Source organism: Roseivirga sp., assembly GCF_034669765.1.
GTDB lineage: Bacteria > Bacteroidota > Bacteroidia > Cytophagales > Cyclobacteriaceae > Roseivirga.
In genome coordinates, this window is sequence record NZ_JAXMOQ010000005.1 from 209,454 (window position 1) to 223,119 (window position 13,666).

At 39.8% G+C, this 13,666-nt stretch carries 14 protein-coding genes; 10 read left to right on the forward strand and 4 right to left on the reverse strand.

Features of this window, described 5'->3' with window-relative positions:
- The 5 genes from VOI17_RS11775 (at position 1) to VOI17_RS11795 (ending at position 5,903) form a co-directional block, all read left to right on the forward strand.
- Positions 1 to 2,511: a PspC domain-containing protein gene (locus VOI17_RS11775; protein WP_323757421.1), complete on the forward strand. Its 2,511-nt coding sequence runs from the start codon at positions 1 to 3 to the stop codon at positions 2,509 to 2,511.
- 179 nt (positions 2,512 to 2,690) lie between these two features.
- Positions 2,691 to 3,272 (forward strand): sigma-70 family RNA polymerase sigma factor, encoded by a 582-nt coding sequence (locus VOI17_RS11780; RefSeq protein WP_323757422.1) that lies wholly within the window; start codon positions 2,691 to 2,693, stop codon positions 3,270 to 3,272.
- A complete protein-coding gene (locus VOI17_RS11785; RefSeq protein WP_323757423.1) occupies positions 3,262 to 4,032 on the forward strand; it encodes a hypothetical protein in 771 nt (256 codons plus the stop codon). Before VOI17_RS11780 ends, VOI17_RS11785 begins: the two co-directional genes overlap by 11 nt.
- Before the next feature lie 11 nt (positions 4,033 to 4,043).
- The gene (locus tag VOI17_RS11790) at positions 4,044 to 4,925 is read left to right on the forward strand and encodes an outer membrane beta-barrel protein (RefSeq protein WP_323757424.1); all 882 of its coding nucleotides are present in this window, start codon (positions 4,044 to 4,046) and stop codon (positions 4,923 to 4,925) included.
- 30 nt (positions 4,926 to 4,955) lie between these two features.
- Positions 4,956 to 5,903, forward strand: coding sequence for a hypothetical protein (locus VOI17_RS11795; protein WP_323757425.1), 948 nt, complete (start codon positions 4,956 to 4,958; stop codon positions 5,901 to 5,903).
- 98 nt (positions 5,904 to 6,001) lie between these two features.
- On the opposite strand, the gene VOI17_RS11800 is transcribed toward VOI17_RS11795, so the two are convergent.
- The gene (locus VOI17_RS11800; RefSeq protein ID WP_323757426.1) at positions 6,002 to 6,496 is read right to left on the reverse strand and encodes a hypothetical protein; all 495 of its coding nucleotides are present in this window, start codon (positions 6,494 to 6,496) and stop codon (positions 6,002 to 6,004) included.
- Positions 6,497 to 6,565: 69 nt separating this feature from the next.
- On the opposite strand from VOI17_RS11800, the gene VOI17_RS11805 reads away from it, so the two are divergent.
- The 5 genes from VOI17_RS11805 to paaD all read left to right on the forward strand — a co-directional run bounded on the left by VOI17_RS11805 (position 6,566) and on the right by paaD (position 10,128).
- Positions 6,566 to 7,150: a TetR/AcrR family transcriptional regulator gene (locus tag VOI17_RS11805; RefSeq protein WP_323757427.1), complete on the forward strand. Its 585-nt coding sequence runs from the start codon at positions 6,566 to 6,568 to the stop codon at positions 7,148 to 7,150.
- Position 7,151: 1 nt separating this feature from the next.
- Positions 7,152 to 8,138: a 1,2-phenylacetyl-CoA epoxidase subunit PaaA gene (gene paaA, locus VOI17_RS11810; RefSeq protein WP_323757428.1), complete on the forward strand. Its 987-nt coding sequence runs from the start codon at positions 7,152 to 7,154 to the stop codon at positions 8,136 to 8,138.
- Positions 8,139 to 8,147: 9 nt separating this feature from the next.
- Positions 8,148 to 8,765: a phenylacetic acid degradation b gene (locus VOI17_RS11815; RefSeq protein ID WP_323757429.1), complete on the forward strand. Its 618-nt coding sequence runs from the start codon at positions 8,148 to 8,150 to the stop codon at positions 8,763 to 8,765.
- Between the two features lie 2 nt (positions 8,766 to 8,767).
- Positions 8,768 to 9,523 (forward strand): 1,2-phenylacetyl-CoA epoxidase subunit PaaC, encoded by a 756-nt coding sequence (gene paaC, locus VOI17_RS11820; protein WP_323757430.1) that lies wholly within the window; start codon positions 8,768 to 8,770, stop codon positions 9,521 to 9,523.
- A gap of 107 nt (positions 9,524 to 9,630) precedes the next feature.
- The gene (gene paaD, locus VOI17_RS11825) at positions 9,631 to 10,128 is read left to right on the forward strand and encodes a 1,2-phenylacetyl-CoA epoxidase subunit PaaD (protein WP_323757431.1); all 498 of its coding nucleotides are present in this window, start codon (positions 9,631 to 9,633) and stop codon (positions 10,126 to 10,128) included.
- Here paaD and egtD read toward each other — a convergent pair.
- The 3 genes from egtD to VOI17_RS11840 form a co-directional block, all read right to left on the reverse strand.
- Positions 10,125 to 11,090: an L-histidine N(alpha)-methyltransferase gene (egtD, locus tag VOI17_RS11830; RefSeq protein WP_323757432.1), complete on the reverse strand. Its 966-nt coding sequence runs from the start codon at positions 11,088 to 11,090 to the stop codon at positions 10,125 to 10,127. The genes paaD and egtD overlap by 4 nt on opposite strands.
- 3 nt (positions 11,091 to 11,093) lie before the next feature.
- Positions 11,094 to 12,368, reverse strand: coding sequence for an ergothioneine biosynthesis protein EgtB (gene egtB, locus VOI17_RS11835; protein WP_323757433.1), 1,275 nt, complete (start codon positions 12,366 to 12,368; stop codon positions 11,094 to 11,096).
- A gap of 128 nt (positions 12,369 to 12,496) precedes the next feature.
- A complete protein-coding gene (locus VOI17_RS11840; protein WP_323757434.1) occupies positions 12,497 to 13,612 on the reverse strand; it encodes a ferredoxin--NADP reductase in 1,116 nt (371 codons plus the stop codon).
- Positions 13,613 to 13,666 lie beyond the last annotated feature (54 nt).

Consider the following 13,666-nt stretch of genomic DNA (forward strand, 5'->3'; position numbering starts at 1 on the left):
ATGAAAAAGAACATAAGCATAAATATAGGTGGCATCATATTTCATATTGAGGAAGATGGTTACGAAAGCCTCAAACACTACCTCGATTCCATCAATAAATATTTCTCTTCTTACGAAGACAGTGAAGAAATCATAGCCGACATAGAAGGCCGAGTAGCTGAAATATTTCTAGAGAAGCTTCAGGACGGCAACCAAGTTGTTTCTGCTGAAGATGTAAACGCATTGATCAAAACAATGGGAAACATCTCAGATTTCGAGGCCATTGAGGAAGAGGATGATTTTGAGCCTGCTCCTAAAAAAGAAGAAAAGAAAAAGAAAACCAAAGAAGATCGTCAAAGCGCTTCATCAGGTAGAAGTACTTCCGGTTATGAAAAAACGGAGAGGCTTTATCGTGATTTGCAACGCAAAATTTTAGGCGGTGTAGCTTCTGGAATTGCTCATTATTATAATTTCGATCCCTTATGGATGAGGGTTGGAATACTTGCAGTCACCTTTGGTTTAGTATTCGCAGGGCCATTGAGTGGCATTGTTTTCATTGCTTACTTCATCATGTGGGCCGTTACTCCTGGGAGTACCAACTTAGTCGAAAACAAGAATTTGAAAAAACTCTATCGCGACCCTGATCAAAAAGTAATTGGGGGGGTTTCGTCTGGTTTGGCCAACTACCTTAATATTGACACCATGGTTGTTAGAATCATATTTCTAGTCTTGCTTTTTGGTTTTGGAACAGGCTTGATACTCTATATTATTTTATGGATTATAACGCCAGAGGCAAACTCACTTACCGACAAAATGCAAATGAAAGGTGAGCCAGTTACTTTGTCGAACATAGACACCAACTATAAGAAGAGCAAAACAACAGACTTTGAACCAAAAGGGGAAGGTACATTTACCAAAGTTTTACTTTTTCCTTTCCGGTTAATCGGTAAAATATTCGTTGGGCTGGGACGTGCTTTCGCTCCACTTATGCTTTTCCTAGTTGCCGTAATACGTATTATCACAGGCGCAATAATCTCAACCACAGCATTATCTGTAATGATTTCACTATTAGTAGCCACAGGCGTATTTATGGGGCTTTACAATGGAGACTGGTTTTTTTGGGATAGTGATTTGGCCTATTTCCCAATAGAAATGTTTAGAAATACGGTTCCCGAAATGGGGTTAATATTCTTATTCGTCACCGCATTTATTCCAATGCTCTATTTGTTTATCGCTGGCATAACAATTATAGCAAAGCGAAGAGTCATGAGCCCAGCAGTGGGTTGGAGTATTTTGGGAATTTGGTTCATCGCCATTCTAGGCACCTTTGCCACGCTACCGAATGTAGTGCGCGACTTCAGAGATGAAGGTATTTATAGAGTTGCTGAAGATTTTGAAATAGCGGCCGACACGGTAACACTTAGCATGAATGAAGTTCGATATGGCCATTTCACGAGAAGGGGCTACAGATGGGATAATAATTCTTACTATTCTTACAATGATACTTACACTTCTGACTTTACTGACCTAGACATTCGAATGAGTGATTCTGATCAGTTTAGGGTAGAAAAGCGTTTTAGGGCAAGAGGCAGAAGTTTGGATGATGCTGAAAAAAGAGCTCAAGAGCTTAGTTACGGATACAAAGTTGAAGGCAATACAATCACTTTTGATTCGGAAATGACCTTCCCTGAAAAGGTAGAGTTCAGAGCCCAGGAAGCAGATATTACATTCTTTATTCCTGAAGGTAGACCATTCAAAATAAGTGAAGGAATGCGTTCGATTCTGCAATACTTCAGGTATGGCTACAGCTGGAGACAAGCCTATAATAACACTTGGGTTTTTCAGGATGGTGATTTAGTATGCCTAACCTGCGAATCAGAAGAAGCGCTGAGTAACGGTAGTGCTCAATCGAATACACAGAAATTCGACCTTGATGATTTCTCAAGCTTGAAACTAAGCAGCAGCTTTAAAGTAAATTTAGTGAAGGGAGATAAGTATGAAATGGAAGTGTCAAGCAAGACAAAATTCAGCACTCCTGATTTACGTATTTTTAACAACGAACTGAGTTTATCTAGGGTAGACTTCAAATTGGACGAAGAAGAAACTTCAAATATGGAAATCACCATTACTGTTCCTGAATTGGATAGAATTCGGGTTTCTAATAATGTAGATTTAAACATTGAAGACTTCCGTACAGAGCTCATTAACATCAGGGTTTTCGATAATGCCATTGTGAACCTAAATAGCCAATTTGATGAATTGGAGCTTTTTCTTACCGATGAAGCGAGGGTAAATTTGTCTAACAACATAAATAAACTAGAAGCCCTTTTACAAAAAGACGCCAGACTCTATGGTTATGACGCCAATGTAGAAATAGCAGAAATAGAAACCGACAATGAGAGTCGAGTTCGGATTAATGTAAATCAAGACTTGAACGTTACAGCCGAAGGTTTTTCCTCAATCAGCTACAAAGGAAAAGGACAGTTAAACATTCGAGACAAAGGCAGATCAGCAACAGTCACTAAATTTTAAATTCATTTCAAACCATACAATTTTAACCCAACACACCGAAAGCGTGTTGGGTTAATTCTTTATAAATCAAGAACTTTACGCTTCAATAAAGTAAGAAAAGCCCTCTAAGTAGAATTTTTTATCAGGGCCATGCAACCAAATTTAACATTCATACATCTACCTTGTGAATCAACCAAAAAATGCTTCAAATCAAAAAGTCAAAATCTGAAGAAAAGCTTGTAGAAGCTTGCCGTAAGGGCGACAGAAAGGCGCAATGCGAACTGTACGAAAAGTACGCTCCGTTGATGTACTCTGTTTGCAGACGGTATGTGATCGAGCTACAAGAAGCAGAGGACGTTTTGGTTTGTGGTTTCACTAAAGTTTTTCGAAAAATCGACCAGTTTACTGGCGAAGGAAGTTTCGAAGGCTGGATTCGAAGAATAATGGTCAACGAATCGCTGACCTACATTCGAAGAAACAAAAGCATGTTTTTGGAAGTAGAGATTGAAAAAGCAGAAAGAGAACCCGATTACCAGCAATTACACAACCACCTAGAAGTGGAAGATTTGCACAAAATGATCGACTTACTGCCCACCGGCTACAAAACCGTTTTCAACCTTTACGCCATTGAAGGCTTTTCTCACAAGGAAATAGCAGAGAAGTTGGGCATCAGCGAGAACACCTCGAAATCCCAATTGAGCAGAGCAAGAGCACATCTTCAAAAGATGTTAGCTCAAGCAGAAGATAGTATGGAAGTTAAATTAATGAGCAATGAAGGGTAACCCAATAGATGATCTCTTTAGAGAAAAACTAGGCAGCCATAAAATAGCACCCCCAGCAAATGCTTGGAGTCAAATAGAAGGCAATCTTGCCAAAAAGAAAAAAGGTGCTTTCTTCTGGTTAAGTATAGCAGCAAGTGTTGTAATCATACTTACTGCTGGTGTTTTATATATCAATCAAGCTGATAAATCAGGTGCCGACATTGAACAACTTCAAGCCAAGAAAGAAGTGGAGAATGAAGGTGTAAAAACACCTGACCAAAAAAGCATTGACCCTTCTGAAAAAGAGAAAGAAAATACTGAAGATCAATCTCATGAAAAAGAGACTGACCCAAGTATTCAAATCATTCAGCCGCAGCAAATCACTGCACCAACAAAGCTTACCGCACAGGTCGATACTAAACCAACTATTGATATTATTGAATCGGTTGATCAATCGCATGTGATCATCAACATAGATAAAATTGATATTACTCAAACCCTGTCCGTCAATACTTCAGTTGATTTCAATTACTTAAAATTAATGCCACTAACATTAAAAGATTACACTGATGAATCCTTTGAGATTGACATGCAACGCAAGAAGAAATTCAGCATGATGGATGGATTGATCAGCATTGCCAAAGGCGTGAGCAAAACCAAAGAAACCTTATCTGATTTGAGAACCACAAAGAATGAATTTGTAGCCAATGAGCTCAAATATGGAGTAGACCCTGAAGGTGAAGGCGACACAAAATCTCCAGATAACAAACAAGAAAAATAACAACTCGAAATATGAAAACAATTACTACAACAAAAGTCATAGGTATGCTCTTATTGGTCGTATTGAGCAGCAGCCTAGCCAAAGCTCAAAACGAAGCGTACCTGAATCAAGACTTGAAAGTTGGGCCGAAAACCTCAACTTTCAACCTAGGAGGTACGGAAAACTCAGAATGGGATTTTTCTAAATCTGTTCCTGAAGCCAAGTACAATCCAAAGGTTTTAAACAACTCATTAGAGGAAAATAACGGGAGGTATGATTCCGACAGATATTATCCAAGAAAAGGAACTCAGAGTTTTGTGAACATCTACGTTGGTTTAAACAACTATTTACAAGACGGAGACTTACCAAGCAGTGACGCGCTTTTCACACTTAACCCGCTCACTTCGTGGTATGCTGCACTTAACTTTGATCATGCAACAAGAATTCTAGGCCCACTTTATCTAGATTGGGGCATTGGTGCTAGTATTCAAGATTTAAGCTTTGAAAACACGAGAGTTGAAATGATAGTTGATCGCGCCAACAAATCAGTTGATTTTGTTGAACGGATGGATCGAGTAGGTAAGAAAAGTAAAATTAATATGATGCACCTAAATGTTCACCTTGTTCCAACCTTCTCATTCGGTAAATACAACTCATTCAGAATAGGTGCCGGAGTATATGCTGGCTACAGAATCAGTAGCCACACCAAATACAAGTATGACGATTTGAATGGCGATGGTCAGAAAGATAAATTCAAAGACAGCCTTTACATTAATCCATTCAAATATGGTTTGCGTGCCCAAATGGGATGGAGTTCCTTTGATCTATTTTTCAACTATGACATCTCAGAACTATTTGAAGAAGAAGCAAACGCACCAAGGCTTAACCCTGTAACTTTTGGGGTGATTTTTTAAAACAACAACTCAGAATAAAATACAACAAAAATGAAAAAGCAATTCAACATATTATTGATTGCCATAGGATTCCTTTTGGTAAATCAGAGCCTCAGCGCCCAATGGATGTGGGGTAGACACGATGATCTCGAACGCTTAGATACAGTAGTTAGTATCCCAAAAAAGAACTCGAACAGTATCTTCATCAACGACAATGACTTTTACTTACGCATGGGTTTCTTAGGAATCAACCTTGAAATTGAAGATGATTGGGATTCAGATTGGAGATCGAGACGCAATAGACCTAGAAATTTCGAATACATTGAACAACACGATCACGGCACATTAAAAAGTCTTGATTTCGAAATTGGCTTCAACAACTATTTGAACAACGGAAGCTTCCCATCTTCCAGCGATCTTTATCAAGTAAAGCCCTTAGGTTCTGTTTATATAGGCCTAAACTGGAACCACACTACCTATGTAAGTGGCCCATTATACTTAGATTGGGGCGGAGGTTTTAGCTGGTATAATTACAAGTTCGAAAACTCAGCAACGCGTTTAGACCCGAACGGTGGTCAGCTCAACTTTGTAGAAGAAACCAATATTGGAAGCGCCCTAAAAAGCAAACTCAAAGTATCATACCTCAATGTAAAAGCGGTGCCTATGTTCGACTTTAGCCGAGGGAAGAGAATTGTAAGAAAGTATGAGGAAGACGATGTGCGTGTTTCGTTTAGCCACAGAACAGGCTTCAGAATTGGAGTTGGCCCCTATGCTGGCCTGCGATTAGGCAACAAAGCCAAATACATAGACCGCACCAATGGCGACCGAGATAAAATAAAAAGCAAAGGTGGTTTCTTTGTAAATGACTTTAGGTATGGCGCTAGGCTTCAAGTAGGCATCAACGGTTTCGATATGTTTATGACTTATGATTTTAACGAACTTTTCGAAAACGGAAAAGGCCCAGAACTCAACCCAATTACAATTGGCGTAACTTTCTAAAAGAAAATCTTAATGAACATCAGGCCGAATGGAGCAATCTATTCGGCCTTTTTTTGCCTGTAATTTTTCCATGCACATGCAATAGACGCTCTCTCAGCTCACCCTTCCATCCACTTTTTCTCTTCTCCCTTCAAGCCAAAGAAGTTTGCGAAATATTTTGGGCTCGGACGATTAGCGGTGATTAAAACCAAGAACAAACTGAACACAAGTGCATAAACCATATCCCCTTTCTCGTACAAACCAAAAGCGCCAATAATAGCACCAAAAGACCACATTAGATTTCTATAAAGAATAGATTTCCGCAGCTTTATTAACTTCATATCCAACTCTGGTATTTGCTTTAAAACTTTAAGCGCATCCTTTTTCCAAGTCGTCAAGGTTCTCATCAATACGTAACCAATACCAGCAGCCATTACAGCATGAAACATGATATCCGGGTTCTCATAAAATACAGATCGTAGTTCTCCGCTCGCTTCACGTTCCAAAAAGGCATAACCAAAAAAAGCAAGAGGTAACACAAACATTAAATAGATAGTGGTCTCAAGCTTTTTGATGAATGCACTTTTATCAAAATTAGGGTCGTTCAATTGCATGGTTTGTGTAAATTGTGGGTAATAACAATCTCTTGCTAACGAACGTTAGTATGTTTATATTCGCAGCAAATGAAAACTGTCGTAAAGAAAAGCAGAAAGCAACAAATAGAAGAAAAAGCAACCACTCTTTTTCAGACTAGGGGCTATGCTGCAACTTCAATGCGCAATTTAGCGCAAGATTTGGGAATTGAAGCCGCAAGTCTTTATTCACATATCAAGTCAAAAGAAGAAATTCTGCAGCGTATTTGCTTTCGCATGGCGGAAGAATTCTATAGTGCATGGCAGGAAGTAGACCAAGAAACTGGTGGCAATGCTGCGAAAATGGAAAAAGCCATGATCGCTCATATAAAAGTAATTACGAAAGACACGAATGCCTCTGCGGTTTTCTTTAATGAATGGAGGCATTTGAGTGAACCCTTCCTAAGTGAGTTTTTAGCCATGCGCGATGACTATGAAGGGAGATTCAAAAAGATATTAAAGGATGGAATGGCCACTGGCGAATTTAAGCTAGTAGATGATAAATTCATGATGCTGACCATTCTTTCTTCGTTAAACTGGACTCACAATTGGTATAAGCCTGATGGTAGTTTGAGTCCAGAAGAAGTTGGGAAAAGACTATCGGGCCTATTGTTGAACGGACTAAATAATAATTAATATGTACGGAGGTGGAAACTCATTCGAAGCCATGAAAGCTACGGCCCTCACTGACGAGGATCCAATAAAACTGGCAGAATTTGAAGCAAGAATCGACAGAGGCGAGAAAATTGAGCCTTCAGATTGGATGCCTCAATTGTATAGAAAGCAACTGACCCGAATGATTGAGCAACATGCCCATTCGGAAATTATCGGGGCTTTACCAGAAGGTACTTGGATTACCCGTGCCCCTGGTTTTAAAAGAAAACTTGCCCTTATGGCGAAGGTGCAGGATGAAGTTGGGCACGCCCAGTTGCTTTACTCCGCTGCCGAAACTTTGGGTAAACCGAGAGAAGAGATGATCACTGATTTGATCAATGGCAAATCGAAGTACTCGAACATATTTAACTACCCTGCCTTTACATGGGCCGATTCATGCTTTATCTCATGGCTGGTTGATGCCGGAGCAATCGTAAATCAAATTGCCAATTCTAAAGGAAGTTACGGCCCTTATTGCCGCGCCTTAGAAAGAATTTGTGCCGAAGAATCTTTCCATTTAAAATACGGTCACCACTGTGTAATTCATTTGGCCACGGGCACAAAAGTGCAGCGCGAAATGATGCAAGAAGCGTTCAACAGATGGTGGACGCCAATGATGCACTTCTTTGGTCCTTCTGATAAGATTTCTGTTCACTCCGAAATTTTGATGCGTTGGAAAGTGAAGATGTCGTCTAACGATGAATGTCGCCAGCAATTCTTGGACATGTATGTGCCAAAAATTTGGGAGCTAGGTTTAACCCTTCCTGACGAAAAATTAAGAAAAGACCCAGAAACAGGTGAGTGGCAATTCACGGAACCAGATTGGGAAGAATTCAAAAGAGTAATCAATGGAGATGGGCCTTGTAACAAAGAGCGCTTGGCTGTTAGGCGTGTAGCCGAAGAAAGAGGCGCATGGGTTCGACAAGCCTTATTAGCGCCAAAAGCAAAATATGTAGCCCCACTTGCGTAAACCATTAGCATGAACTTAAAATCTTTAGACCCACGGGTAACACGATTGGGCATTAGCGAATCGACTGATCAAGAAATCATTGAAAAAAGTGAACTTGATCAATTCGAAACCTACGAGGCATTTATAGAAACAAAAGAAGGAAAACCTTTTGAACACGCAGGGTCCATTCACGCCCCCAATGAAGAAATGGCTTTCCTTTTTGCCAAAGAACAATACAGCCGTAGAGGTATGTTTTGCAACGCTTTGTGTGTGGTGAAAACCGAAAACATAAAGGTTTCGGATTATACCGATAATGGTGAAGATGTATACAATTTGGTATGCGTGAAACCCAGTGGAGTAGATCGCGACAGCTTCGAGGTTTTCCATTTAGCAAAGAGAGGCAAGCACCACAAATACGAAGGCAGTGTAATGGCCAAAGATTATGAAGATGCGCTGGCAAAAGCAAAAGCAGATTTCCAATCAGATAAGCCTGTATTCAATGTTTGGATTGTGAAGTCAGAACATATTTTAGCTTCTGATGAAGACGACCGGGACATTTGGGACACATTGAAAGAAAAAAAATATCGAGACGCTATTGACTATAAAGCGGGCGATAAGATTAAAGCATTTAAGGAACAACAAGCCTAAATATGAACACCGAAGCACTCAAAGATTTACTTTATAAAATGGCTGATGATCAGCTAATTTTAGGCCATCGTAACTCAGAATGGACGGGTTTTGGGCCGTTACTAGAAGAAGACATAGCCTTTTCATCAATGGCACAAGACAAAGTGGGCCAAAGTTGGCAGATATACAAGCTGCTCCATGAGCTTGGCGAATCTGAACCAGATATGGTGGCTTTTATGCGAAATGCAGACCAGTTCCATAATTGTCAGTTAGTGGAATTACCGAACGGTGAATATGATTTCAGCTTAATCAGGCATTTCTTGTTCGATATGGCGGAACAAATCAGGTTTACACATTTGGCAAATTCATCTTATGAGCCTTTGGCACTATTGGCCAAAAAGATAAAAGGTGAAATCAAGTATCACACCATGCATGCTAAAATTTGGATGAAACAATTGGGTTCTGCTACCGAAGAAAGCGTCTCTAGACTCCAGAATTCGCTAGAGGAAGCCATGCCTTATGCCTTGGGTATTTTCGAGCCTTCTAAGTTCGAAGCTGAATTAATCAAGGAGGATATCTTCAGTGGCGAGGCAGCAATTAAAGAAGAGTGGATCGAACAAATCACGGCCATTCTAAAAGAAACGAGTCTAAAAATGCCAGATTTGAAAGGCATCCAACCTATTTATGGTGGTCGCTACGGGCAGCACACTGACAACCTTCAGCCTTTACTAGATGAAATGTCGGAAGTGTTTAATTTAGACCCTACCGCTGACTGGTAAAGAGGTCATTTGTCATTTGTCATTTGTCATTTGTCATTTGTCATTTGTCATTTGTCATTTGTCATTTGGGAAAAACTTAAACCTGTAAAGAGGGTTGTGGAAATAAAATGAGTAAAACGAAAGACATATCAGTGGAAGAAATTAGGTCATGGCTCGATGAAGTCATGGACCCTGAAATCCCTGTGCTTTCGTTAAACGATTTGGGGGTAATTACCGGAATTGAAATTGAAGATTCTGGGAAGGTTAAAGTAAACATGACCCCTACCTTTTCGGGTTGCCCTGCAATGGATTACATGAAAAGGGACGTTGAAGAAACGCTTCAAAAAAATGGAATTGACGATTTCGATGTTCACCTTTCTTTCAAAACTCAATGGAATTCTAATATGATTTCCGATAAAGGCAGGGCTGCACTAAAGAAGTTTGGTCTGGCCCCGCCACCGAAACATAATCTTATTGTTGATATTGATTTATTGGAGCATTCAAAATGCCCTAACTGCGACAGTACAAATACAGAAATGAAAACGCCTTTTGGCCCAGCCCTTTGCCGATCACTGCATTTCTGCCATAACTGCAATCAGGCTTTTGAGCAGTTTAAACCCCTTTAGATTTTCTCCCAAAGCGCGTCTACATAAAAATTATTCTTGTCTGTGAAATTCTTGATCACTTTAAAACCTGCTTGCTCGGCAAATTGATGGATCATTTTAAGAGAATATTTTTGAGAAACTTCTGTATGAATGGCCTCCCAAGCATCAAATGAGTAGGTTTCACCTGTGGCTTTGATAAAAACCTCTTGTGCCTTATTGCTTACCAAATGGCTTTTGGTTTCACCTGTAATCGGGTTGTAGGTTGGGAAATGCTCATAGCCTTCTAAATCAAAATTAGCACCAAGCTCCTTATTGATTCTTCTGAGCAAGTTAATATTGAACTCTTTAGTCACTCCCAACTTATCATTATAGGCACTCAAGATCACATTTGGGTCTTTCATTAAATCAAAACCGATAAAGAGAAGATCTCCGGTACTCAAATTATCTCCCAGCCTTGTTAGAAACTTTGGTGCAGACCCGTTCGAGAAATTACCAATATTTGAACCAAGGAATAAGACTACTTCTTTCTGAAAATGGTTTTCATTGAGTTTGGCCAATGCATCAAAATAATCACCTTGAATTGCATTCACCTGTAGCTTTGGGATTGACTCCCCTAAATCTTCAGAAAGTACATCTAATACATGCTGCGAAATATCGATTGGTGAATATGAAAAGTCAACTCCTTGGCTTACAAAATACTTTAGCAACACTTTGGTTTTAGTACCATCTCCAGCACCTAATTCAACAAGGTTAAAGCTTGTATCTTCTCCTAAAAAGCTCTTAAGAATTTCTTTCTTCTGTTGATCAAAAATTTCGAATTCACTACGAGTAAGGTAATACTCCTCCAAGCCCATAATGGTTTGAAAAAGCTGATCGCCCGTTTCATCATAAAAATATTTAGACGAAAGGCATTTAGGATTTGAGCTAAGCCCTGAATGAATATCTTTTGCAAAAGTTGAAAGTATAGCGGTTGTCTCGCTCATTGGTTAAAAATTTTCTGCTAGTCGGATTCCCGTGAACTGCCAACGTAAATGTGGGTGAAAAAAGTTTCGGTAAGTGGGGCGTATATGATTGCGGCTGGTGGCATAAGAACCACCCTTGAGCACCATGGTATTGATCATAAATTTACCATTGTACTCTCCTAGTGCGCCTTCTGGCTTTTCATAAAAGGGATAAGCTAAATAAGCACTATTTGTCCACTCCCAGACATCTCCGTAAAATTGGGTGTTCCTTCCCTGCCTTGGCATGGGTCTAAAATTTCGTTCATCCACAAAATTGGCTGTCTCAGGAATTTCAGGCTCGTGCATTTTGCAGGCTACTTCCCATTCAAATTCAGTGGGCAAACGCTTGCCTTTCCATTTGGCAAAGGCATCTGCCTCATAAAAGCTCACGTGGCTTACGGGATCATTTGGGTTGATATCTTCCAAGCCTGCAAGCGTATAATGTTTCCAAGCACCATCTTGCTTTAGCCAGTAAAAAGGAGCTCGTATGTTCTCCTTCTTCACCCATTCAAAACCTTCCATTAGCCAATGGTTGAAGTCTCGATAACCACCAGCTTCAATAAACTCCATAAACTCACCATTGGTAATCAATCGGTCTTGAATTCGGTAGCGATGTAGAAAAACCTTGTGAACGCCTTTCTCATTATCAAAAGAGAAATCCTTTCCTTGGTAACCAATGGTATAAACTCCTTCTTCTACTTCGAGAAATTTCTCTTCAAGATTAGGCTGAATTTCTTGAGACTGAAAAGATTTATAGGCGGGGAAAAGCGGATTGATTCCGAGGATATGCTTAAGGTCGTAGACAAGTAGTTCCTGATGTTGTTGCTCGTGATTGAGCCCCATGGTAAGCACTTCCAATATATGATCTGAAATCACCTGTCCGTCAGCGAGGTACTGCTTCATGTGCTCATCTACATAAGCACGATAAGCCATAATCTCTTTAACCCAAGGACGCGACAAAACACCTCTCTCAGAGCGAATCCAGCGATCACCTTCAGTTTCATAATAGCTGTTAAACAGGAAATGGTAATCCTTATCGAATACTTGATAGTCGGCCATATTAGGCTTGAGTATAAAGTTTTCGAAAAACCATGTGGTGTGTGCCAAATGCCATTTTGGTGGACTTACATCGACCACTGGCTGAACTACAAAATCTTCTGGCTGTAGGGGCTCGCAAAGTTCATTAGTCAAAGCCCTAACTTTCAAGTAGTTCTCCAGAAATGAAGTTTGAGATATAGTCTGCTTCGTAGAAATGCTCATATCATAGTAGCTAGGCTACAATATTAGTTTTTATGAATGTCGGAAATGCAGATTAGACAATCAATCTAAAGCTACATTATATAAGACCTACATCTCTACCAAAAGTTCTGAAAAAATGAGATTTTTTCTTAGCCAATCTCGATGACTACATCCTCAGTAAGCGGATGGCTCACACAAGGAAGTACATAACCCTCATTCAATTCCGCTTCAGAAAGGCCTTCATCTTCGTCCATTTTCACCTTTCCAGAAACACATTTCCCACGACAAGCGGTACATAGCCCACTCTGGCAAGAGAAAGGCAAATCAATATCTTCTTCCAAGCCTTTTTCTAAAATGGTTTCCCCAGGCTCAACAGTGTATTTGAATTCCTCACCGTCATAGATTACGGTGACTTCTCGTGCTATTATTTCATTACTTACGGCAGCTTTCTCCTTCTTCTTACCTGCATCCGAGGTGAAACTTTCCTTATGCACCTGAGCTTTTGGAATATTCAGGTTCGATAATGATGCCTCTACAATATCCATCATTGGACCTGGACCGCACATAAAGAACTCCGTTTGATCAGAAGCCATTTGAGGTAAGCTTTCAAGCGTTTGCTTTATTATTTCCTGAGTAAGGAAGCCTGTAAATCCTTTCCATTCTGAAGGCGCTTCACCTAATACATGAATCACTTTAAATCGATCAGAATTGTCTAACTCTAATTTTTCTAAAGCTGATTTGAAGATAATGGAATCAGTATCTCTGTTGGCATAAATAAGGGAAACCATAGATTTAGGCTCTTGGCTTAATGCTGACTTGGCAATTGACATCAATGGCGTAATTCCACTTCCTCCACCAAAAAGCACAATGTGTCTTTCGTTGTTTGAATCAAAAGTAGTGACGAAATTACCGATCGGTTCCAACACCTCCATTACATCTCCGGCTTTCAAATTATCACCGAGGTGATTTGACATTAAACCGCCTTCTACTCTTTTAACTGTTACGGCAGGGTATTGATCAACAAAGGGGGAAGTACAAAGCGAATATGCTCTGCGCTCTTGCTTTCCATTAATGTTAGCAATAAGCGTAAAAAACTGACCTGCTTTATACTGAATAGTTCCAGAATCAGGTTGTTCAAAATAAATGCTAATGGCATCAGCCGTTTCGTTTACTACTTCCTTTACTGTTACGTTCAAATGTCCGGCTTTCACCGAAGGGATTTCACTTTTCTCTGTCTGCTTTTTTTTGAATAATCCGAATGCCATGCTTTAAATTCTGTTTATAGAAATTGTCAGTGTAACAACACCAATGCGTAGAAA